The organism is Yersinia vastinensis (assembly GCF_902726565.1).
Taxonomy (GTDB): Bacteria; Pseudomonadota; Gammaproteobacteria; order Enterobacterales; family Enterobacteriaceae; genus Yersinia; species Yersinia vastinensis.
This window is the reverse complement of the sequence record NZ_CACVAF010000002.1, coordinates 374284-398264: the sequence shown is the minus strand read 5'-3', so window position 1 is coordinate 398264 and position 23981 is coordinate 374284. Positions and strand designations below refer to the sequence as shown.

The following is a 23981-nucleotide window of genomic DNA, read 5'->3' as shown; positions in this document are numbered from 1 at the left end:
AGTCACTCCGGGCTATTTCAAAGGGCAATGTTTGTTTTTCATGCCGATTATCGGGATCGCAGTGTCTGTTAACTGACTTTTGGGCGAATCATGTCGACAAGCGTTTTTAACCGTCGTTGGGCGGCATTACTACTGGAGGCGTTGACGCGCCACGGTGTACGTCATATTTGTATTGCGCCAGGCTCCCGTTCGACACCGTTAACCTTGGCGGCTGCCGCGAATTCATCCTTGGTGTGCCATACCCATTTTGACGAGCGCGGTTTGGGACATCTGGCGTTGGGGTTGGCGAAAGCCGCCAACGAACCCGTTGCTGTGATAGTTACATCAGGTACTGCTGCTGCCAACCTCTATCCCGCCTTAATTGAGGCCGGGCTGACAGGGGAGCGCCTAGTATTACTGACCGCCGATCGCCCACCAGAGTTGATTGATTGCGGTGCCAACCAAGCGATTCGCCAACAAGGGCTGTTTGCCAGCCATCCTCAGGTCACACTGAATCTGCCTCGACCCACACCGGATATTCCGGCCCGTTGGCTGGTATCGACGCTCGATAGCGCCATGGCGCAATTGCATCATGGTGGCCTACATATTAACTGCCCATTTGCGGAACCGCTCTATGGCGGTGACGACCAACACTATGCTGACTGGTCTGGCGCGTTAGGTGACTGGTGGCAGGATTGCCATCCGTGGCTGCGTCAATCGCGCAATTTGCCGCAAATAGAACAAGCTGACTGGTTTTCATGGCGGCAAAAACGTGGTGTTGTCATTGCCGGGCGTATGACCGCTGAAGAAGGGCGGCAAGTTGCTGAATGGGCTGAACTGTTGGGTTGGCCATTGATTGGTGATGTACTTTCGCAAACGGGCCAACCGTTGCCTTGTGCTGACCTGTGGCTGGGGCATCCGGGAGCGCAACGCGTGCTTGCGCAGGCGCAGATAGTTCTACAATTTGGTAGCAGCTTAACGGGCAAGCGCCTGCTGCAATGGCAAGAACAGTGTCAGCCGCAGGAGTATTGGCTGGTGGACACCTTACCGGGCCGCCTTGATCCAGCTAACCATCGTGGGCGTAGAATTATTTCGCCAGTGAATAAGTGGTTGGAACAGCATCCTGCACAGCGCCGAACCCCGTGGGCTGCGGAACTTATTCTGTTGTCGAAAAATGCCCATGCCTATGTAGCAAAAGCGCTGAATGACCAGTTTAGTGAAGCGGCAGTGGCGCATCTACTGGCTGAACTTTTACCAGAAAACGGTCAGCTTTTTGTGGGTAACAGCTTAATTGTCCGCTTGATTGATGCTTTGGGGCAATTGCCGGTGGGGTATCCGGTTTACAGTAATCGGGGAGCCAGTGGCATTGATGGTTTGCTATCGACCGCCGCGGGTGTTCAGCGCGCAACGGCCAAACCGACACTGGCGATTGTCGGGGATTTATCGGCTTTATACGATCTCAATGCGCTGGCGTTGTTACGCCAAAGTTCAGCGCCAATGGTGCTGCTGGTGGTCAATAATAATGGCGGGCAGATTTTCTCCCTGCTTCCGACTCCTGAAGCTGATCGCCAGCGTTTTTACTGTATGCCGCAGAATGTGAATTTTGAACATGCCGCCGCCATGTTTGGCTTGGGTTATGCCCGGCCGGAGAGCATGTTGATGCTTCAGCAGCAGGTAGAGCAATGTTGGCTGCGCGGTGGTGTGACACTGATTGAAATCGTCGTGCCGCCAAGTCAGGGTGCCGAAACGTTGCAACAACTGGTGCAACAGGTGGCCCAATTATGACGTTGGCTTGCCGTAAGCTCGATCCACACCCTGATTCGTCTACGCGGCAACATAGTGGACCATGGTTAGTGTGGCTGCATGGTTTACTGGGCAGTGGTGAAGATTGGCTACCCGTCGCTGAATTGTGCGGCGATTATCCCTCACTGCTTGTCGATTTGCCGGGGCACGGTAAATCAACTGCCGTGAAGACTCGCGGTTTTGCTGATATCAGCCAGCAGCTAGCCGAAACATTGCAGGCTTATGGTATTCGCGAATATTGGCTGGCAGGCTACTCTTTAGGCGGCAGAATTGCGATGTACCACGCCTGCAATGGTCACCATCAAGGGTTGCTGGGGCTACTGGTAGAAGGCGGAAACCTCGGGTTGGAAAGTGATGAACTACGAGCGCAGCGCTTGCAGCACGATAGACAATGGGCGCAGCGTTTTCGTCACGAACCTTTGCCACAAGTCTTGGCCGATTGGTATCAACAGGATGTTTTTGCTGATTTAGATTCACAACAGCGGACGCAATTGGTGTCACTGCGTGCGGCCAATCAGGGACCTGCAGTGGCAGACATGTTGGAGGCAACCTCACTAGGGCATCAACCTTGGTTGTTACCGGCCTTGCAACGGCTCAGCGTTCCCTACACTTATCTGTGTGGCTCGCGCGACCAAAAATTCCAGCAGTTGGCACATCAATATCAGTTGCCATTACGTACACTGGCCCGCGCTGGGCATAATGCGCATCGGGCAAATCCCGGCGCTTTTGCGGCGCAGGTACTTTCATTTTTGTCACAGTCTTCATTTTTGTCCCTCTCCCGATAAAGGAATGCTAACTATGCTGTATCCGAGCGAAGAACAACTGTACGCCGCCATCGAGTGGCATGAATGCTCCGCCGGGTTTGAAGATATTCGTTATCACAAATCCAGCGATGGGATCGCTAAAATAACCATTAACCGTCCTCAAGTGCGTAATGCATTTCGCCCGTTAACGGTGAAAGAGATGATCCAAGCGCTGGCAGATGCCCGCTATGATGACAGTATCGGGGTGATCATTCTGACCGGTGAGGGTGAGAAAGCCTTCTGTTCTGGCGGTGATCAGAAAGTCCGTGGTGACTACGGCGGTTATCAAGATAACAGCGGTGTTCATCACTTGAATGTGTTGGATTTCCAGCGTCAGATCCGTACCTGTCCGAAACCCGTTGTTGCAATGGTAGCCGGTTATTCTATTGGCGGTGGGCATGTATTGCATATGATGTGTGACCTGACCATTGCCGCAGATAACGCTATTTTCGGCCAAACAGGTCCCAAAGTCGGCTCATTCGACGGCGGTTGGGGAGCGGCGTATATGGCTCGTATCGTCGGCCAGAAAAAAGCGCGCGAAATCTGGTTCCTGTGCCGTCAATATGATGCCAAGCAGGCGCTGGATATGGGGCTGGTTAATACCGTGGTCCCGTTGGCTGAGTTAGAAAAAGAAACTGTACGCTGGTGTCGTGAAATGCTGGAAAACAGCCCAATGGCACTGCGTTGTCTGAAAGCAGCATTGAATGCTGACTGCGATGGTCAGGCTGGTCTGCAAGAGCTGGCGGGTAACGCCACTATGTTGTTCTATATGACCGATGAAGGCCAAGAGGGGCGTAATGCATTTAATGAGAAACGCCAACCAGACTTCAGCAAATTCAAGCGTAATCCATAATGCGCGCGGCCACGCTTTACCGCTATAGCATCCCGATGGACGCTGGGGTGATACTGCGCAATCAGCGGTTGAAAAGCCGCGATGGGTTATTGGTGAAGTTGCAGCAAGGTGAACAGACAGGTTGGGGCGAAATTGCCCCCTTACCGGAGTTCAGTCAGGAAACGTTGGCGCAAGCGCAAGCACAGGCCACCTGTTGGCTACAAAACTGGGTGGCGGGTGAGGCCCCTTTGCTTGGTGCATTGCCATCCGTGGCTTTTGGCCTCAGTTGCGCGCAAGCAGAGCTTGAGCAATCCTTGCCAATGGCGGCAAACTACCACAAAGCGCCACTTTGTACGGGAGACCCTGACGAGCTGTTCGCTGTGCTAGAAGCACTGCCCGGTGAGAAAGTTGCCAAGGTGAAAGTCGGGCTGTATGAAGCGGTGCGCGATGGCATGATTGTCAATGTGCTGCTGGAAGCTTTGCCTGACTTAACTCTGCGACTGGATGCTAACCGCAGTTGGACCCGAGCGAAAGCCGATGGGTTTGCCAAATATGTGAACCCTGAACTGCGCTCACGTATTGCTTTCTTGGAAGAACCCTGTAAAACCCGCGCCGAATCCCGCGAATTTGCCCGTGATACGGGGATTGCTATCGCTTGGGACGAAAGTGTCCGTGAGGCGGATTTTCAGGTGGAAGCCGAGCCTGGTGTGGCGGCGATTGTTATCAAGCCGACGCTGGTGGGCAGTATTGCACGTTGCCAGCAATTGGTGCAGCAAGCGCATCAGGCGGGGCTGGTGGCAGTGATCAGCTCCAGTATCGAATCCAGTCTGGGGTTGACGCAATTGGCGCGATTGGCGCATTGGTTGACACCAACCACCCTTCCGGGGCTGGATACGCTGGATTTGATGCAAGCGCAGTTAATACGCCAATGGCCTGAGAGCCGCTTGCCGCTAGTGACCGCAGACCAACTGGACGTGCTATGGCACAGCTAAAGGACTGGCCTTGGCAACATTGGGCTAATCTGCGACCTCAGGCAACAGCGCTGCACGTAGGGTCACAACTGATCAGTTGGCAGCAGTGGGTTACTGATCTTGATAACCTGACGTCCAGTTTTCAGCGGCAAGGTGTGACTCCCGGTAGCACTATTGTGCTACGGGGCAAAAATAGTTATTCATTGCTGCTGGCCTATTTGGCGGCGTTGCAGTGCGCTGCTCGGGTTTTACCGCTGAATCCTCAATTACCTGCGCCACTGCTGACTCAACTGCTGCCACAGCTCGATATCGATTTCATGCTGAATCTGGCGGATCCATTACCTGCGCCATTAACCTTTCTTCCACTAAATCTCAGTACCGAAAACGCTGCGCCAGAGGCGGTGATATGGGATAGCCAGCGACTGGCAACCATGACATTAACCTCTGGTTCTTCAGGCTTGCCTAAGGCGGCGGTACATACGCTCGCGGCCCACTTGGCCAGTGCTGATGGCGTATTGCAACTGATGAATTTCGCCGCGAATGACAGTTGGTTGCTCTCATTACCACTGTTTCATGTTTCAGGGCAGGGGATTGTCTGGCGCTGGTTAAGGGCTGGGGCTACGTTGGTGGTGCAAACGGACGTAACATTATTGGATGCGTTGAATGGGTGTAGCCATGCATCGTTGGTGCCAACTCAACTTTGGCGTCTGCTCGATGCTGCCGACGGTCATCTGAGTTTGAAAGAGGTGCTGCTAGGGGGAGCGAATATTCCAACCGAGCTAACCGAACAAGCGGAAGCTCGAGGTATTCGCTGCTGGTGTGGATATGGCCTGACAGAAGCTGCCTCGACGGTGTGCGCCAAGCGCGCTAATGGCATGCCGGGTGTCGGGGTCGCCCTTGCAGGGCGGCAAGTGAAGTTGGTCGAGGAGGAGGTCTGGGTCAAAGCCGATTGTCTGGCTGCTGGTTATTGGCAACAGGGGCAGTTACGGCCGATTACCGATGGTGAGGGTTGGTTTCATACCCGTGATCGTGGCGTTTGGCAAAAAGGGGAACTGCGGATCCTTGGGCGGCTGGACAATGTATTTTTCAGCGGTGGTGAGGGCGTGCAGCCAGAGGATATCGAACGCATTTTGGCGCAGTACCCCGGTATACAACAAGCATTTATCCTCCCCGTCGAGGATGCTGAGTTTGGTCACCGCCCGATAGCCGTGATTGACAGCGAGGTGGCCGTGGATGAACTTGCGCTCGCAAAGTGGCTTGCGCCACAGCTCGCCGTCTTTCAGCGTCCGGTGGCTTTTTATCGCTTACCGGATGCGTTAAAAAACGGCGGGATTAAGGTTTCTCGGCGGTTGCTAACGGAGTATTTTGAGAAAATACACCCTGCGTAATGTGAAACCGCAGGGGATCAAACTTAGTTAAAGGTGATGAGCATTTCAGCCGAGGCAGTCACGTCACCATTTTGCAATTCGCTACCGCCTGAGCATATTCGCCATGTCACCTGATTGTTCATATTCAGACTGGACTGAGCACTGGTGATGCGGCCAATTTTGAGCGGCGTATTATCAAAAGGGATGGCAAAGTAAAAAACCCCTCAAAAGAGGGGTTTTAAATAAATGTCTTAATTTAATCCCAGCGCTTTCTTCACGCCATTACCGTAATCAGGGTGAACCTTAGTAAACAGGTCTACCTGACGGCGTTGGATCTCTTCAGGAACTTGTGAAAGCTCCCCGGCAATCCGAGCAAACATCCGCTGATGTTCTTCTTCACTGAGCAGATTGAATAGCGCTCGTGGTTGTGAGTAATAATCGTCATCTTCGCGGTGATTCCAATGATCAGCGGCCCCTTCCAAAGTTAATGGCGGTTCGCTGAAATCAGGTTGCTCTTGGAACAAACCAAAACTGTTTGGCTCGTAAGTTGCCGTATTACCACTGTTACCATCAACACGCATTGCACCATCACGATGGTAATTGTGGAATGGGCATTTAGCACTGTTCACTGGGATCTGATGATGATTAACCCCTAAACGATAACGCGCCGCATCACCGTAAGAGAACAAACGGCCTTGCAACATGCGATCTGGTGAGAAACTCACCCCGGGCACTACGTTAGCTGGGTTGAAGGAGGCTTGCTCAACTTCAGCGAAGTAGTTTTCTGGGTTGCGGTTCAACTCGAAGAAACCAACATCAATTAATGGGTAGTCACCGTGTGGCCAGACTTTGGTCAGGTCAAACGGATTATATGGGGTTTGTGATGCTTCATGCTCTGGCATCACCTGAATCTGTAATTTCCAACGTGGGAAGTCACCACGTTCAATCGCCTCATACAGGTCACGCTGAGAGCTTTCTCTGTCTGTGCCAACCAGTTTTTCAGCTTCATCATCCATAAGATTTTCAATGCCTTGCTCGCAGCGGAAATGGAATTTAACCCAAAAACGCTCATTCTTGGCATTGATAAAACTAAAGGTATGGCTACCGAACCCGTGCATATGGCGATAGGATCTTGGTAAGCCACGGTCACTGAAGTCGATGGTGAGCTGGTGCAGAGACTCAGGGAGTTGGGAGAAGAAGTCCCACTTGTAAATCGGGTTACGCAGGTTAGTGCGCGGGTCGCGTTTTACAACATGGTTGAGGTCGGGGAATTTTAGCGGATCACGCAAGTAGAATACGGGGGTATCGTTACCGACTAAATCCCAGTTACCTTCTTCAGTGTAATATTTCATGGCGAAACCACGAATATCACGTTCAGCATCAGCAGCACCGCGTTCGCCTGCAACGGTTGAGAAGCGAACAAACATTTCGGTTTGCTTACCAATCTCGGAGAAAATTTTTGCTCGCGTATATTGGGTAATGTCGTGGGTCACCGTAAAAGTACCGTAAGCACCAGAACCTTTAGCGTGCATGCGGCGCTCTGGTATCACTTCGCGATCGAAATGAGCCAGCTTCTCTAAGAACCACACATCTTGCAGTAGCATCGGGCCACGTCGGCCAGCAGTCACAACATTATTATTATCAACAACGGGAGCACCTGCTGCAGTCGTTAAACCTTTCTTTTTGCTCATCATTTTCTCCAGTATGGCTGTTGAATTGATTGCTTTTTCGGGTATTTAAAGCATTACATCGCGTCAAAAGTCTAATTGACAAGATAATAACTTAAACAACATCAGGGATTTATTCTTTGATCTCCACACTAGTTGTAGCCGTATTGCTGATATTCAGCAAATAGGTACGCCTTATCATTATCATCGCTAGCATAAAACATATTAATGACATGATTATTGACAATCATTTGAAATACTGTGGTATTTAATCGGTTTTTCCGTGTGTTTATGGTTTTTTTTTCGGTTAAACTCGGGGTAGGAAAAACCTGTTAGCCAGAGTTTGCTCATGGGTAACATGACGAATAATGAGAGAGAAATATGAATAAGCATTTAATTGCCTGTGCTGCCAGCCTGTTGTTTGTTACAGGTTCCGCCAGTGCGGTAAGTTTTAACGCTGAAACTGGGCGTCATTACACCAATTTAGGGTTTGGTCTTGGTACTAACACCGGCGGGTTGGCTATCAGTGGCAACTGGGCGCGTAGTGATCATGATGGTGATGTTTATGGTATGGGGCTGGGTTTTAATTTGCCGATTGGTCCAATGATGGCAACTGTTGGCGGGAAAGGCATTTATATGTCGCCGGAAGAGGGGAGCAATGGCGGCGCAGTAGCGATTGGCGGTGGGCTAACTTATCCAATCAACAAGTCATTTACTTTATACGGTGAAGGTTATTTCGCCCCTGAAGAGTTGACCAGCGGCATGAAATCCTACAGTGAAGCCAATGGTGGCTTGCGCTGGAGTGTCTTCCGCCCACTGACTGTTGATGTTGGCTATCGTTATATCAATATGGAAGGTAAAGAAGGCCATCGGGATAATCGCCTAGCGGATGGGGTGTATATCGGTGCGGGCTTAAACTTCTAATTCCCCTACGCCCTTGACGCTACAGTGTTGTTGGCTGCATTCGCTCCCCCGAATCACTGACAGGTGTCAGCTCATCGGGATTTACTCGTTTGCCGCCTTGCTGTAGCGCCAATGGCTGTGGGTTGCAGTCGGCTACTGCGCATCATCACGTACATTGCGCTGTGCCCGCCTCCGCAGTGTGCGACGTATACACTGCGGGGGCTCCGCGCTGGGCGTACTCAATTGACCCAGCTCGCTACGCCTTACGGGGTGCAGTTACACTTACCCAACAGCGGGTAGTGCGCCAGTGACAATCCCGACTTGAATTCCAATGACCACAACCCCACAAGCAAATACCGCTGCGAGTGCCGGTTTCCCGCCCCATACGCGATAACTTCCTTGATGAATCTTACGTGCTTTCCACGCCAACATGGCAGGCAGAATTAATGCTAATACCGATAATGCGACAGCGGCAAAACCTAAGGCCATAATAAAACCACGTGGATAAAACAGAGCGAACAGCAGCGGCGGTACAAAGGTAATTGCGCCAGTTTGCAGGCGGCCTCGTACTGAATTACGGCGTTTAAACAAATCCGCCAGATAATCAAACAGCCCCAATGCAACCCCTAGGAATGAGGTCGCCAGTGCCAAATCGGCAAACAGATGGACGGCCAACTCGACATGAGGGGAGGCCACCACATCACGCACAGCTTGTAATAAGCCATTCAACCCAGCTTGCTGTGCCAAAATACCAACGAAGGTATGAGACGAAATGGACCCTAGCGTGGTCAACTGCCAGAAAATATAAGCAATAAGTGGGATTGCACTGCCGATAATAAATACCCAACGCAGTTTACGAATATTGCCACCCATATAATTGACAATACTGGGTACGCTGCCATGAAAACCAAATGAAGTGAAAATGACCGGAATAGCTGAAAGAGCCAGCCCTTGTTCCAATGGCAACGTCAATAAATTGGTTTTCTCTATATGCGGCATCATCAATGCCAACATTACAATCAGGAAGATAATTTTAGCGCTGAACAAGATGCGGTTAAATAAGTCAACGGAGTGGGTTCCGATACAGACCACACCACCGGCAATCAGTGTAAACAGCAATACGCCAAGTGAAGTTGGAAACGAATGTTGAGTCCACTGACTAATGCTGGTGGCTAGCAACTCACCAGCGCCACTAATATAGGCGGCGGTCAGTGCATACATCAGAAACATCATGCTAAAACCGGTGAGCCACTGCCCTCGATGACCGAGATAACGTTTAGCCAAAGTCCCCAGCCCAGTATCTGCCGCTTCGTGCTGGTACACTTCAACCAAAAGTAATGCGGTGTAACACATTAATAACCAAAGAGAAATTAATAATGCGAGGGTGACGCCAAAGCCCACTCCCGCAGCAGCCAGTGGCATAGCCAGCATACCTGCACCAATGGTGGTGCCAGCAACGATAAATATACTGCCCAGGGTGCGATTCTTCACGCTTTCCTCTATTACATAACAATTTATTGGAATTATTGAGTGCAGCAGGGTAGTAGATTGGCTTATTTGTGTCAAATCGTCGTTACGCGGCATGTAAACATATGATTACATGTGTAGAATAAAGCGAAATGGATATATTGATTACGTCTATTCCCAATAGATTCTCTGATGTAGGAAGGCGATAAACGAGAACATCCTAATGAGTTAATTCAATCGGGTGGCCGAGAGCAATCAACACACCTGTATCTTGAAAGATGAAGAGTATATTTATTGCCGCCGCGGGAAATGATTGTGTTTGAGTGATGGGATTCATAAAGTACATCTGCAACTCGAAACCGACTGGGTGGGGCATGGGGTTGAACGGAGAAAAAAATGATTAGAGTTGAGATGTTGAGTACCGGGGATGAAGTGCTGCATGGGCAAATTATTGATACCAATGCTGCATGGTTAGCAGATTACTTATTTAATCAGGGATTGCCCATTAGCAGTAGAGAAACTGTCGGTGATTCACTCTCAGCGCTTATTGAGGTATTCACCGAGCGCAGTCAGGTTGCGGATGTGTTGATTGTTAACGGCGGGCTGGGGCCGACGAGTGATGACTTGAGTGCTTTGGCCGCTGCACGGGCTGCCGGAACGGAGTTGATCGAACACCCAGAGTGGATTGCACGAATGGAGGCTTTCTTTAAAGAGCGCGGCAGAGTGATGTCGTCGACTAACCGTAAGCAAGCGCACATTCCGGCCAATGCAGAAATGTTAGATAACCCGGTCGGAACTGCCTGTGGTTTCGCACTGCAGCTAAATAAGTGCTGGATGTTTTTCACCCCCGGTGTGCCATCAGAATTTAAGGTGATGGTTGAGCAGCAGATTATGCCGCGTTTGCGTCAACATTTTGATGTGGCGGAGCCTCCATTGTGTTTACGAATGACCACCTTTGGCCGCTCAGAAAGTGATTTAGCGCTGGAGTTAGACCCTTTGCCACTCCCTGAGGGGGCTGTGCTGGGTTATCGCTCATCTGCACCTATTATTGAATTGAAGTTAACGGGGCCTGCCTCGCAGCGCACAGCGATGGAACAGGTGTGGCAACAGGTTAGAGCGGTAACTGGCGATAGCACGATATTTGAAGGTACTCAGGGGTTACCGGCATTACTAGCCGAGCAGTTAACACAGCGTGGTTTGTTGCTGGCCGTCAGTGAACAATTTACTGGTGGATTGATGCACTGGCAATTGCAGAGCGCGAACGCGTCATTGGCGGGGGGCGAGTTGTTGCCAGCCCATTGTCAGGAATCCTTGCCCGAAGTCGCGAGCCGCGCCCAGTCACTCTCTATGCTGTGTGGTGCGCAGGTAGTGCTGGCTGTCAGTGCCATGCAAAATGATTGTCTTAGTGTTGCACTGCACACCTCTGATGGGACTTTTGCCCAGACAGTGCGTTATCAGGCGAGCCGACATAGTTTACGAATTCGTCAGGAAAGCAGCGCTATGCTGGCATTGGACATGCTGCGGCGTTGGCTGAAAGGTAGCCCAGTCTGCGGCCAACACGGTTGGCTGGAAGTGGTTGAGATTTTGTAGTTAATTTTCAATTAATAGATATATCTCTAAATAAGTAAAAGGCGCATCATTTAAATGCGCTTTTTATTTAAATATGGCATATGAGTAATATATTAATCCATAAAGTGTTATTGTTAATTTAATTGTATTCCCACCTAGCATAGCGCAACTCCTGCCTCATACATTGACTGCCAGCAGTTTTTAAACGCGGGTTTATTATGATCAAGATGACATTTTTTAATACCCACTCAACTGAATGGGTATTTTTAATTTCAACGAAGGCAAGTGGTTGTTATTTCACCTGCGCATTTCTGACGTCGTCGCCTGCTTCCCAAATCCGGTATTTCACATCGACCCCTTGCGGAACATAAACTACAATGGGCAGTCGGCTGTTATAGCGTTGCATTCCGGCATCGCCCAGATTAGCGGCCACAAATTGTGGGCGGCGAGTATTATCTGGGCATGCCATCATGGTTGAAGCCGGTTCTGAGATTTTATCCATTACCAGATAATCAAATCCCCAACCTGACAACGTTCTGGTTTCCAGATTGCCGCCGAGCATATGGCGGTTACAGTCCACTTCAATCGTTTTGCCGATCAACAATTCAACTTTAAAACGGCTTTCATCTTCTTGTGGATCAAGGAAAATTACCTGGCGGCTCATGCCTTTTTCAGCTTGTGGATAAGGCGCAATCTTCTCTAACGGTTGTTGCCGATCAAGTGGCTGCTCTGTCGCGGCAAAAGTGCTGATTGATGCTGCCATTAACAGGCTGGTTATTGCGATTGACACTATTTTCATCTTTTGTCCCTATGGTTTGTCAGGTAATACCTGGTGCAAAATATCATACAACCGAGCATCTGATTATAGGTGAAATCCTAACTTTCTAAATGAGGAATAAGCCAAGCTTATGTTTTGAAGGCAATATCTTAGAGGATATGGCTAGAGTTCGATTTCAATATCGCCTTTGGGTTGACAGCAGCAGGGCAGAATTTCATCGGTTTGAATAAAGGCCAGCGGTTGCTGTTGATAGCAGACCTCGCCCTTGAGTAATCGCAAGCGGCAAGAACCACAATAACCGGACCGGCATTGGTATTCGATTTGAACTTGATGGTATTCGAGCGTTTCCAATAAATTGCGGCTATTGGCAGGGCGGTTAAGTTGAGCACCGGTGGTGCTCAACGTCACAGTGTTCCCCACATCGAGCTCACTGACTCGAAATTTGTTGGGTAGAGACTTCATGGCTTACAGCTCGAAATCACTCAGGTCATCAGCACTGACTTCTGAATCAATCTGACCGACCAAATAAGAGCTGACTTCAACTTCCTGCGGCGCAACTTGCACGTTATCAGAAACTAACCAAGAGTTGATCCATGGAATTGGATTGGTGCGAATAGCAAATGGCACACCGAGACCCACGGCTTGCATGCGAATATTAGTAATATATTCAACATACTGGCACAAAATATCTTTATTCAGACCAATCATGGAGCCGTCACGGAACAGATATTCGGCCCACTCTTTCTCTTGTTCTGCGGCTTTCACAAACAGTTCATAACACTCTTTCTGACACTCTTGCGCAATCTCAGCCATTTCTGGATCGTCTTCACCTGAGCGCATCAAATTCAAGATATGCTGGGTGCCTGTCAAATGCAGGGCTTCATCGCGCGCAATCATTTTGATGATTTTCGCATTGCCTTCCATCAGTTCGCGCTCTGCAAAGGCAAAGGAGCAGGCGAAACTGACATAAAAACGAATCGCTTCCAGTGCATTCACGCTCATCAAACACAGATAAAGCTGTTTTTTCAGCTCACGTAAACTGACCACCACGGTTTTACCGTTGACTTGGTGAGTGCCTTCCCCCAGCAAATGGTAATAGCTGGTCATCTCAATCAGATCGTCATAATACGCCGAGATATCTTTTGCGCGTTTAAGGATCTCTTCGTTGGTCACGATATCATCGAAAACAATCGCTGGGTCGTTAACGATATTGCGGATGATATGGGTGTATGAACGTGAGTGAATGGTTTCAGAGAATGACCAAGTTTCAACCCAGGTTTCCAACTCAGGAATAGAGATCAGGGGTAATAGGGCAATATTCGGACTGCGCCCCTGAATGGAGTCCAGCAAGGTTTGGTATTTCAAATTGCTGATGAAAATGTGTTTTTCGTGTTCTGGCAGGTTCTGATAATCAATACGATCACGGGAGACGTCAATCTCTTCCGGGCGCCAGAAGAACGACAATTGTTTCTCAATCAGTTTTTCGAAAATAGCGTGTTTTTGCTGATCGAAGCGCGCCACGTTGACGGATTGACCAAAGAACATCGGTTCGAGTAACTGGTTGTTTTTATTTTGCGAAAAAGTGGTATAGGCCATGATTTCCTCAGGGAACAGCAAAGGGCAAATGAAGAGAGGCCCGCAACATTCTGTATTCAGCGACAAAATGAATCATCCCCCAGTGGGCGCATGAGCATGCGCGGACTGGGGGAGGGCCTGAACTAAAAATCAGATCTTACATGCACCGCCTTCACAGTCATCATCACCCGGCTGACTTTGAATATCTTCCTGCACATCATCAGCACCATCACGGGTGTTTTGATAGTAAAGGGTTTTTACGCCAAATTTGTACGTTGTCAGCAAATCTTTCAGCAACTGCTTCATCGGCACTTTGCCTGATGGGAAGCGAGTCGGGTCGTAATTAGTGTTGGCTGAAATTGCCTGATCGACGAATTTCTGCATCAAACCGACCAACTGCAAGTAACCGTCGTTATTTGGCATATCCCACAGCAGTTCGTAAGCCTCTTTCAGGCGCTCATATTCAGGAACCACTTGGCGCAAAATGCCATCTTTCGAGGCTTTAATACTGACATATCCCCGCGGCGGTTCAATGCCATTGGTGGCATTGGAAATTTGTGAAGATGTCTCTGAAGGCATTAATGCCGACAATGTAGAGTTACGCAGCCCAAAGGTCTGAATATCCTTACGCAGCGTTTCCCAATCGTAATGCAGGGGTTCGTCACTGATGGTATCCAAATCTTTTTTGTAGGTATCAATCGGCAAAATACCCTGTGAATAGGTGGTTTCGTTGAACCATGGGCAAGCACCTTGTTCACGAGCCAGCGCATTTGAGGCTTTCAGCAAATAATACTGAATAGCTTCAAAAGTGCGGTGAGTCAGATTGTTGGCACTGCCATCGGAATAACGAACACCATGCTTCGCCAGATAATAAGCAAAGTTAATGACACCAATACCCAAGGTGCGACGGCCCATAGCACCGCGCTGTGCTGCAGCAATCGGGTAATCTTGATAGTCCAACAGGGCATCTAGCGCGCGGACGGCCAGCACGGCCAAGTCTTCTAAGTCATCAAGGCTGTCAATGGCACCTAAGTTGAACGCCGACAAGGTACACAGCGCGATTTCGCCATTTTCATCGTTGATGTCATTGAGCGGTTTCGTTGGCAATGCAATTTCTAAACACAGGTTTGACTGGCGCACCGGCGCAATTTTCGGGTCAAACGGGCTGTGGGTATTGCAGTGATCCACGTTCTGAATATAAATACGGCCAGTAGAAGCACGTTCTTGCATCATCAGAGAGAATAACTCGACGGCTTTTACTCGCTGCTTACGGATGCTGTCATCTTGCTCATACTTGACATAAAGGCGCTCAAATTCATCCTGATCGGCGAAGAACGCATCATACAGGCCCGGAACATCCGATGGACTGAACAGAGTGATATCTTCACCTTTCAATAGGCGCTGATACATCAGTTTGTTGATTTGTACGCCGTAGTCCATATGGCGGACGCGGTTGCCTTCAACGCCACGGTTGTTTTTCAGAACCAGCAGGCTCTCAACTTCCAGATGCCACATTGGGTAGAACAAGGTGGCTGCACCACCACGTACACCGCCTTGTGAGCAGGATTTTACTGCGGTCTGGAAGTGTTTGTAGAACGGAATACACCCGGTATGGAATGCTTCACCGCCACGGATTGGGCTACCTAAAGCACGGATCCGGCCAGCATTGATACCAATACCCGCACGTTGTGACACATATTTCACAATGGCGCTGGAGGTGGCATTAATAGAATCCAAACTGTCACCACACTCAATTAACACGCAAGAGCTGAACTGGCGGGTTGGCGTACGCACACCGGACATAATCGGTGTTGGCAGCGAGATTTTAAAGGTCGAAATTGCATCATAGAAACGCTTGATGTAATCGAGACGAGTTTCACGTGGGTAGCCAGAGAACAAGCAAGCAGAAACCAGAATGTACAGGAATTGGGCACTTTCATAGATCTCGCCGCTGACGCGGTTCTGCACCAGATATTTACCTTCTAACTGCTTAACCGCAGCGTAGGAAAAGTTCATATCGCGCCAATGGTCGATGAAAGTGTCCATCTGTTCGAATTCTTCTGCGGTGTAATCTTCCAGCAGGTGTTTGTCGTACTTACCCATTTCCACCATCTTCGTCACATGGGCGAATAATTTTGGTGGTTCAAACTGACCGTAAGCTTTTTTACGCAGGTGGAAAATGGCCAGACGGGCGGCCAGATACTGATAATCCGGTGCATCGCGTGAAATAAGATCGGCGGCAGCTTTGATGATCGTTTCATGGATATCGGCAGTTTTAATGCCATCATAAAACTGAATATGTGAACGCAATTCTACTTGAGATACTGAGACGTTATGTAAACCTTCCGCGGCCCAGTCGATGACCCGGTGGATTTTATCCAAATTGATGCGTTCTTTGCTGCCATCGCGTTTAGTAACAAGTAGGCTTTGGTTCATGTGTTCGTGACCTTTGTTCCCCTGACTTTATGCCCATACAGCACAAATTTACGTTCTCCATGATTGCAATAATCATTGAGGGCGTAGTGTATTGTTCAGTATGTAAACACAATATATAGGGGGTGGGTAGTGGATAGATAACAAGATAGTGAGTATTGAGACTTTTGGCAAGTGAACAAGATCGATGAATTGTGTGGATAACTTGGGGGTGAATTGTTACGAAACCCTCACAGACACCGCCATTGCTGGGGCTTACCTTCCCTTCACCTAGGGGATAAGATTTTACTGAAAATCTTAAAAATTTGATCGTTTGCCGTTTTATTAAACATTATAAAAAAGTGGCATAACTTATCGCTTTTATTGTTTAAAAAAACGGTTTCTGCCCGATATTTCGATTGACGGCGTATAAAGCAACAAATTGGTGCGGTCAGTCACAAAAAATGCCCACATTAAGTGCAACCACCGGCCAAGGAGCGACCAAATGCGCTCGCTCCTTGAGTGAAATAATGACCGTTTTATAAGTCATCCCGTTGAGTATGCACCATATAATTCACGTCAACGTTGCGACCGAGCTTGAAATGGTCTGTTATCGGGTTGTAATGCAGCCCAATAATGTGGCGTTCGCGCAGAGGCGTTTGGTCAACCCAACCAATCAGTTCTGATGGGCGGATAAACTTTTTCGAGTCATGCGTGCCTTTCGGGACCATTTTCAGAACGTATTCCGCACCGACAACCGCCATTAACCAAGATTTGGTATTGCGGTTAATGGTTGAAAAGAAAACATGGCCACCAGGTTTGACTAACTGTGCACAAGCACGAATAACAGAAGCAGGGTCAGGTACGTGTTCGAGCATTTCCATGCAAGTGACAACATCGTAATGTTGCGGGTGTTTTTGCGCGTGGCTTTCGACTGTTTCCTGCACATAATCCAGTTTAATACCGGTTTCCAACGCATGCAGGCGGGCGACCTGTAAGGGTTCATAACCCATATCCAACCCGGTCACTTGTGCTCCTTCACGCGCCATGCTTTCCGCCAGAATGCCACCACCACAGCCTACATCCAGCACTTTCTTATCGAAAATACCGCCTGAGCGCTGCAAAATATAATCAAGGCGCAAAGGATTGATGCGGTGGAGAGGCTTGAATTCACCCTCTAAATCCCACCAACGAGAGGCAACTGCCTCAAACTTAGCGATTTCTTGTTCATCAACATTATGATGGGGGGCTTGGGTATCAGCACGCATGATGGAATCTCACTGTTATGTTTCTTTGCGCGGATTATACATGTTCCCCATCAATTGGCGCAGTTTTGTGTCCGAGACTTAAGCGCAATGACGTTTCTCTTGAACGTAATGTAGTTTCGCCAAAATCAGGGTTTTGTGATATAGTTTCGTACCTTTAAATCCGGTAATTAGTAGAGGGATAGCGGCTCAATGAGCGACCTTGCCAGAGAAATAACACCGGTCAACATCGAGGAAGAGCTGAAAAGCTCCTATCTGGATTATGCGATGTCCGTTATTGTCGGACGTGCTTTGCCAGATGTCCGGGATGGACTGAAACCGGTTCACCGTCGCGTACTGTATGCGATGAATGTACTGGGTAATGACTGGAATAAACCATACAAAAAATCGGCCCGTGTAGTTGGGGACGTTATCGGTAAATATCACCCGCATGGTGACAGCGCGGTCTACGACACAATTGTGCGTATGGCCCAGCCGTTTTCACTGCGCTATATGCTGGTGGATGGGCAGGGTAACTTCGGTTCCGTTGACGGCGACTCCGCCGCAGCGATGCGTTATACCGAAATCCGTATGTCTAAAATTGCTCACGAGTTGTTAGCGGATTTAGAAAAAGACACCGTTGACTTCGTGCCTAACTATGATGGTACGGAACAAATCCCAGCAGTCATGCCGACCCGAATCCCTAACCTGTTGGTTAATGGTTCGTCTGGTATTGCCGTCGGGATGGCAACCAATATTCCGCCACATAACCTTTCTGAGGTTATTGATGGCTGCTTGGCCTATATCGAAGATGAAAACATCAGCATTGAAGGGCTGATGGAATATATTCCGGGGCCAGACTTCCCAACCGCTGCGATTATTAATGGTCGTCGCGGTATTGAAGAAGCTTATCGTACTGGCCGTGGCAAGGTGTATATCCGCGCTCGTGCTGAAGTCGAAGCTGACGCAAAAACAGGCCGCGAAACGATTGTTGTTCACGAGATTCCTTATCAGGTGAACAAGGCGCGGTTGATTGAAAAAATCGCCGAGCTGGTTAAAGAAAAACGCGTAGAAGGCATCAGTGCGTTGCGTGATGAGTCTGATAAAGACGGCATGCGTATCGTGATTGAAATCAAACGTGATGCGGTAGGGGAAGTGGTTCTGAACAACCTCTATTCTCTGACGCAATTGCAGGTGACTTTCGGTATCAATATGGTGGCTCTGTCGCAAGGGCAGCCTAAATTACTTAACCTGAAAGACATTCTGGTTGCCTTTGTTCGTCACCGCCGTGAAGTGGTGACACGCCGGACTATCTTTGAACTGCGTAAAGCACGTGACCGCGCGCATATCCTTGAAGCACTGGCAATTGCTCTGGCTAACATCGATCCAATTATCGAGTTGATTCGCCGTGCAGCAACCCCAGCGGAAGCGAAGGCTGGCCTGATTGCCAATCCTTGGGAATTAGGTAACGTTGCAGCCATGTTAGAACGTGCCGGTGATGATGCTGCCCGCCCTGAATGGCTGGAAGCTGAGTTCGGTATTCGTGACGGCAAGTATTACCTCACCGAGCAGCAAGCTCAGGCGATTTTGGATCTGCGTTTGCAGAAACTGACCGGTCTGGAGCATGAAAAACTGCTGGATGAGTATAAAGAGCTGCTGACCTTAATTGGCGAGTTGATCTTTATTCTGGAGAACCCAGAGCGCTTGATGGAAGTGATCCGCGAAGAGTTAGTGGCTATTAAAGAGCAATATAATGATGCTCGTCGCACTGAAATCACAGCGAATACCTCTGACATCAATATTGAAGACCTGATTAATCAGGAAGATGTGGTTGTGACATTGTCCCATCAGGGTTATGTCAAATATCAGCCGTTGAGTGATTACGAAGCTCAACGTCGTGGTGGCAAGGGTAAATCGGCAGCACGTATCAAAGAAGAAGACTTCATTGATCGCCTACTGGTCGCCAACACCCACGATACAATCTTATGCTTCTCTAGCCGTGGTCGTCTCTACTGGATGAAGGTGTACCAGTTACCGGAAGCCAGTCGTGGTGCACGTGGTCGTCCGATCGTCAACTTATTGCCGCTTGAGCCGAATGAGCGTATTACCGCTATTCTGCCGGTTCGGGAATATGAAGAAGGTCGTCACATCTTTATGGCGACCGCCAGTGGAACCGTGAAGAAGACAGCATTGACTGAATTTAGTCGCCCACGCAGCGCCGGTATTATTGCCGTCAATCTGAATGAGGGTGATGAGCTGATTGGTGTGGACCTGACCGATGGCAGCAATGAAGTTATGCTGTTCTCCGCACAGGGTAAAGTGGTTCGCTTCCCAGAAACACAGGTTCGCTCAATGGGTCGTACTGCAACTGGTGTTCGCGGTATCAACCTCAATGGCGATGATCGGGTTATTTCTCTGATTATCCCGCGTGGTGATGGCGAAATCCTGACGGTAACTGAAAATGGTTACGGTAAGCGTACCGCAGTGGAAGAATATCCAACGAAGTCTCGTGCGACTCAAGGGGTTATCTCCATTAAAGTCAGTGAACGTAATGGTAAAGTGGTGGGTGCCGTCCAAGTGACACCGACTGACCAAATCATGATGATCACTGATGCAGGTACACTGGTGCGTACGCGTGTCTCTGAAGTGAGTATCGTGGGCCGTAATACTCAGGGTGTGACACTGATCCGTACTGCTGAAGATGAGCATGTGGTTGGTCTGCAACGTGTAGCGGAGCCAGAAGAGGATGATGACATCCTTGATGGCGAATCATTGGAAGGTGAAGAGGGCAGCGAAAACGCCGCACTGAATACACCAGAAGAAGATGATGCTGCCGACGAAGCAGAAAAAGATAATGCATAATATGCAGTAATCAATAAAAGCCAGCTTACGAGCTGGCTTTTTTATGGGTTATGGGTAGTGTATTCTGTTACTCACACTGCCTGTCCGGCGATGCTTTCACCATGGTATCAGATTGAAATATCTCTCTTCATTTCGCACGACACTGAAAATATCCCGCTACCTGTTCCGGGTATTGGCCGTCATGTTATGGTCGCTGGGTGCATTGCTGACAACCTTTTATATCCTGAACATCCTTAATGAGAAAAAATCTGATATTCGTCAGGAATATAATACTAACTTTGAACAAGCACAGAGCTATATCAGGCACTCATCCGATATTATTCGTGATATCAAGTATATGGCGGAAAATCGGTTAAACCAAAATGCAGCGAGCAGTGACATCGCGGCTGGCGCATTTATCAAAAATAAAACAGTACCAAAGTATTACCCTCTCAATTCACAGGCTGATTGTGCTGCGCTTAATTCATCCCGCCACTCGTCATTAGATTCTCTCAGCAATCTCATCTTGTACTGGAAAGAGAATTTCGCCGCAGCCTATGATCTTAATCGGATATTTTTTATTGGCAGTGACACCATGTGTATGGTGGATTTCGATATTCGTAATACTCCGATGGATCAGGAGAGTTTACTTAAATCACTGAATGAACATATTTTAAAATATCGTGAAGCAAACAATCAGGATAAAGATAGCACGCTGTATTGGATAGTTCCGGGTGTGCGCCCTGAAATTGGTACGCTATATGTTCTCAGCCCGATTTATGTTGGTAATAAATTAGAAGCTTTAGTGGGGACTGAGCAAACTATTCGGCTGGAAGATTTTATCTCTTCAGGGCCGCTGCCGGTTGGGATGACATTACTCAATCAGAATAATGAACCAGTTTTGCAACTGGCTACTGGCGAGCGTTCTGCTTCTATGCTGGATAATTACCCTGATTCGCCCTCTTATTTCGGCTATGTTGATGATTATAATTATCTTATTCTGAAAAAGAACTTGCTGCCATCCCCGCTCAGTATTACCTATTCTTTACCTGTTAAAACCATTATCGAGATATTTAAGCTATTAATTTTTAATGCATTATTATTGAATACGCTTTCTGCGGTGGTGATATTTACGTTGGCCTGGTTATTTGAGCGAAAAATGTTCCACCCGGCCGAAGATAATGCGTTAAGGCTGGAAGAGCACGAGCAATTTAACCGTAAAATTGTGGCTTCTGCGCCGGTAGGTATTTCTATCCTGCGCATAAGCGATGGCACCAATATTCTCAGTAATGAATTGGCACATAACTATATTAACTTGCTGACAAATGAAGATCGTGAGCGAATTACGCGCATTATTTGTGAGCAGCAAGCGAACTTTGTTGATGTGATGACCAGCAATAATAATAATCTGCAAATCAGCTTTGTTCATTCGCGTTACCGTAATGAAGATGTGGCCATTTGTGTGTTAGTGGATGTCAGTTCGCGAGTGAAGATGGAAGAGTCACTGCAAGAGATGGCGGCCGCGGCAGAGCAGGCCAGTCAATCTAAATCGATGTTTTTAGCAACTGTCAGTCATGAGTTGCGGACCCCACTGTATGGTATTATCGGCAATCTCGATTTGTTGCAAACCAAAGAGTTACCTCAGGGCGTTGACCGATTGGTCACAGCGATGAATAACTCATCGGGTTTGCTCCTTAAAATCATTAGCGATATTCTCGATTTCTCCAAAATAGAATCGGAACAACTGAAAATTGAGCCAAGCGAGTTTTCAACTGTAGAGGTGATAACTCATATTACGGCGAACTATTTGCCGCTGGTGGTGAAAAAGCGCTTAGGTTTGTACTGTTTCATTGAACCAGATGTTCCTCGCCTGATGCTGGGCGATGCAGTTCGACTGCAACAAGTAATTTCTAACTTATTGAATAATGCTATTAAATTTACTGATACAGGCTGCATCATCTTGCAGGTGCGGGTCCGCGGCGACTATCTGGAATTCCGGGTGCGGGATACCGGTGTAGGCATTAATGCACGCGAGATAAATCAGTTATTTGATCCTTTCTTCCAGGTGGGAACAGGGGTACAGCGCCATTTCCAAGGCACGGGGTTAGGTCTGGCTATCTGCGAGAAATTAGTCAACTTAATGGATGGGGATGTGGAGGTCGTTTCTGAACTGGGGATGGGCAGTATTTTTGCCATTCGCATACCGCTGTATCAAGCGAAAAATACGGTATTGCCGCAAAGTGATCGTTGGCAAGGGAAAGTATTGTGGTTGGATATTCGTAATACCCGCCTTGAAAGCTATTTACTTGATCTATTGAGCCATTTTGGCGCCACAATTCAGCGTTATAGCAATGAGCAAACCCTGCAAGACCAGGTGCTTATTTGTGATTATCTGCCACAAGTCAGCGCACCTTTATCAACATGGATACAGCTATCCATCGAGCATATTGGTTTGCCGCAAGAGACACGCCCAGGCTATTGGTTGCTGAGTACCTCTACTCTGCTGGAAATCATCCCATTGTTGGACCAAATATTGCTGGAACAGTCCTTGGTTGAGGGAGCTCCATTGCAATTATCCTCGCCGAAAGTGAATCAGGATGATAATGCTGATTTACAAATATTGGTTGTGGATGACCATCCGATCAACCGTCGGTTACTGGCTGACCAACTGACAACATTGGGTTACCGAGTGATAACGGCAAATGACGGGCTGGATGCACTGGCTGTGTTGAGTGCCAATAACGTTGATATCGTGCTAACTGACGTTAATATGCCAAATATGGATGGTTACCGATTAACACAGCGCTTACGGCAACTGAATCATCATTTCCCGGTCATTGGTGTTACGGCTAATGCATTAGCTGAAGGCAAACAGCGCTGTATTGAGGCAGGAATGGATAACTGCCTCTCTAAACCCGTTACTTTAGATACCTTGCGTCAAATGTTGCGTTATTACGGCGATAAGGTGAGGCGAGCACGTTAAACCCGGTAAATCAGAAACGATATAGATATAAGTTCAGGGATAAAGTTAATTGATGAATTGATAATATGAATGGAATCGGGAAAGAAATAAATAAACCCGTGGTGTTGTGAATAACACCACGGGTTTAGGAACAAAAGTTATTCTTTATCTTGGCCGATAGTTACGGATGAAAGATAATTTAACAGGGCAATATCATTATCAACGCCCAGTTTCAGCATCGCCGATTTCTTCTGACTACTGATAGTTTTAATGCTGCGATTCAGTTTTCTGGCAATTTCGGTGACCAGAAAACCTTCAGCAAATAGCCGTAACACTTCACTTTCTTTCGGGGATAAGCGTTTATCACCGTAGCCATTTGCGCTGATTTTTTCCAGTAATTTAGCGACACTTTCAGGCGTGAATTTCTTCCCTTTCTGTAGTGCAGCTAACGCCTTAGGTAAATCAGCAGGCGCGCCTTGTTTTAATACAATCCCATCAATATCCAAGTCCAAAACGGAACTGAGAATAGCGGGGTTATTATTCATTGTTAGTACAATTATGGCTAAGTCTGGGTAATGCCGTTTTATATATTTTATCAATGTGATGCCATCACCGTACTTATCTCCAGGCATGGAGAGGTCGGTAATTAGCACATTGGCATCAAGTTTAGACAAACTGTTAATAAGCGCTGTGGAGTCTTCAAACTCTCCGACAACGTTTACCCATTCAATTTGCTCAAGCGACTTTCGGATGCCAAACAACACAATTGGATGGTCATCAGCAATAATTACATTAAGGTTGTTCATGG

Annotated in this window: 17 protein-coding genes; 9 read left to right on the top strand and 8 right to left on the bottom strand. The window is 48.2% G+C overall.

Going from position 1 to position 23981, the window contains the following annotated elements; genetic code table 11:
- Positions 1 to 90 precede the first annotated feature (90 nt).
- The 5 genes from menD to menE are packed head-to-tail and all read left to right on the top strand — an operon-like array spanning position 91 to position 5776.
- Positions 91 to 1764, top strand: coding sequence for a 2-succinyl-5-enolpyruvyl-6-hydroxy-3-cyclohexene-1-carboxylic-acid synthase (gene menD / locus HUZ92_RS04425; protein ID WP_050096921.1), 1674 nt, complete (start codon positions 91 to 93; stop codon positions 1762 to 1764).
- Positions 1758 to 2567 carry a 2-succinyl-6-hydroxy-2,4-cyclohexadiene-1-carboxylate synthase gene (gene menH / locus HUZ92_RS04420; RefSeq protein ID WP_128450906.1) on the top strand — a complete coding sequence of 270 codons (810 nt, stop codon included), beginning with the start codon at positions 1758 to 1760 and terminating at the stop codon, positions 2565 to 2567. Before menD ends, menH begins: the two co-directional genes overlap by 7 nt.
- A gap of 13 nt (positions 2568 to 2580) precedes the next feature.
- A complete protein-coding gene (gene menB, locus HUZ92_RS04415) occupies positions 2581 to 3438 on the top strand; it encodes a 1,4-dihydroxy-2-naphthoyl-CoA synthase (RefSeq protein WP_050096923.1) in 858 nt (285 codons plus the stop codon).
- Positions 3438 to 4409 carry an o-succinylbenzoate synthase gene (gene menC, locus HUZ92_RS04410; protein WP_050096924.1) on the top strand — a complete coding sequence of 324 codons (972 nt, stop codon included), beginning with the start codon at positions 3438 to 3440 and terminating at the stop codon, positions 4407 to 4409. Before menB ends, menC begins: the two co-directional genes overlap by 1 nt.
- Positions 4397 to 5776: an o-succinylbenzoate--CoA ligase gene (gene menE, locus HUZ92_RS04405; RefSeq protein ID WP_145580001.1), complete on the top strand. Its 1380-nt coding sequence runs from the start codon at positions 4397 to 4399 to the stop codon at positions 5774 to 5776. The genes menC and menE overlap by 13 nt, the downstream gene beginning before the upstream one ends.
- Before the next feature lie 230 nt (positions 5777 to 6006).
- Here the strand turns inward: menE and HUZ92_RS04400 are convergent, their stop codons facing one another.
- A complete protein-coding gene (locus HUZ92_RS04400) occupies positions 6007 to 7446 on the bottom strand; it encodes a catalase (protein ID WP_050096926.1) in 1440 nt (479 codons plus the stop codon).
- Between the two features lie 357 nt (positions 7447 to 7803).
- Between HUZ92_RS04400 and HUZ92_RS04395 the strand changes: the two genes are divergently transcribed.
- A complete protein-coding gene (locus HUZ92_RS04395; RefSeq protein ID WP_050096927.1) occupies positions 7804 to 8346 on the top strand; it encodes a YfaZ family protein in 543 nt (180 codons plus the stop codon).
- 261 nt (positions 8347 to 8607) lie between these two features.
- Here the strand turns inward: HUZ92_RS04395 and tyrP are convergent, their stop codons facing one another.
- Positions 8608 to 9816 (bottom strand): tyrosine transporter TyrP, encoded by a 1209-nt coding sequence (gene tyrP, locus HUZ92_RS04390; RefSeq protein ID WP_050096928.1) that lies wholly within the window; start codon positions 9814 to 9816, stop codon positions 8608 to 8610.
- 372 nt (positions 9817 to 10188) lie between these two features.
- Here tyrP and HUZ92_RS04385 point away from each other — a divergent pair, with 372 nt between their 5' ends.
- Complete coding sequence (locus HUZ92_RS04385) at positions 10189 to 11382, top strand: nicotinamide mononucleotide deamidase-related protein YfaY (RefSeq protein ID WP_050140367.1); 1194 nt, start codon at positions 10189 to 10191, stop codon at positions 11380 to 11382.
- Between the two features lie 271 nt (positions 11383 to 11653).
- Here HUZ92_RS04385 and eco read toward each other — a convergent pair whose 3' ends face one another.
- The 5 genes from eco to ubiG form a co-directional block, all read right to left on the bottom strand.
- Positions 11654 to 12160, bottom strand: a complete 507-nt coding sequence (eco, locus tag HUZ92_RS04380) for a serine protease inhibitor ecotin (protein WP_050140369.1) — start codon at positions 12158 to 12160, stop codon at positions 11654 to 11656.
- A 141-nt stretch (positions 12161 to 12301) separates the two neighbouring features.
- A complete protein-coding gene (gene yfaE / locus HUZ92_RS04375; RefSeq protein WP_050096933.1) occupies positions 12302 to 12601 on the bottom strand; it encodes a class I ribonucleotide reductase maintenance protein YfaE in 300 nt (99 codons plus the stop codon).
- A 3-nt stretch (positions 12602 to 12604) separates the two neighbouring features.
- Positions 12605 to 13735 (bottom strand): class Ia ribonucleoside-diphosphate reductase subunit beta, encoded by a 1131-nt coding sequence (nrdB, locus tag HUZ92_RS04370; RefSeq protein ID WP_050096934.1) that lies wholly within the window; start codon positions 13733 to 13735, stop codon positions 12605 to 12607.
- Positions 13736 to 13864: 129 nt separating this feature from the next.
- Positions 13865 to 16150 (bottom strand): class 1a ribonucleoside-diphosphate reductase subunit alpha, encoded by a 2286-nt coding sequence (nrdA, locus tag HUZ92_RS04365; RefSeq protein ID WP_050096935.1) that lies wholly within the window; start codon positions 16148 to 16150, stop codon positions 13865 to 13867.
- Positions 16151 to 16665: 515 nt separating this feature from the next.
- On the bottom strand, positions 16666 to 17394 hold the full coding sequence (gene ubiG, locus HUZ92_RS04360; RefSeq protein ID WP_050096936.1) for a bifunctional 2-polyprenyl-6-hydroxyphenol methylase/3-demethylubiquinol 3-O-methyltransferase UbiG: 729 nt from the start codon (positions 17392 to 17394) through the stop codon (positions 16666 to 16668).
- A gap of 189 nt (positions 17395 to 17583) precedes the next feature.
- Between ubiG and gyrA the strand changes: the two genes are divergently transcribed.
- Positions 17584 to 20232: a DNA topoisomerase (ATP-hydrolyzing) subunit A gene (gene gyrA, locus HUZ92_RS04355; protein ID WP_174846790.1), complete on the top strand. Its 2649-nt coding sequence runs from the start codon at positions 17584 to 17586 to the stop codon at positions 20230 to 20232.
- A 112-nt stretch (positions 20233 to 20344) separates the two neighbouring features.
- On the top strand, positions 20345 to 23194 hold the full coding sequence (gene rcsC, locus HUZ92_RS04350; protein WP_145579999.1) for a two-component system sensor histidine kinase RcsC: 2850 nt from the start codon (positions 20345 to 20347) through the stop codon (positions 23192 to 23194).
- Between the two features lie 137 nt (positions 23195 to 23331).
- Here the strand turns inward: rcsC and rcsB are convergent, their stop codons facing one another.
- Entirely contained in the window at positions 23332 to 23979 is a 648-nt protein-coding gene (rcsB, locus tag HUZ92_RS04345) for a response regulator transcription factor RcsB (RefSeq protein WP_004708702.1), read from the bottom strand.
- Between the last annotated feature and the right edge of the window lie 2 nt (positions 23980 to 23981).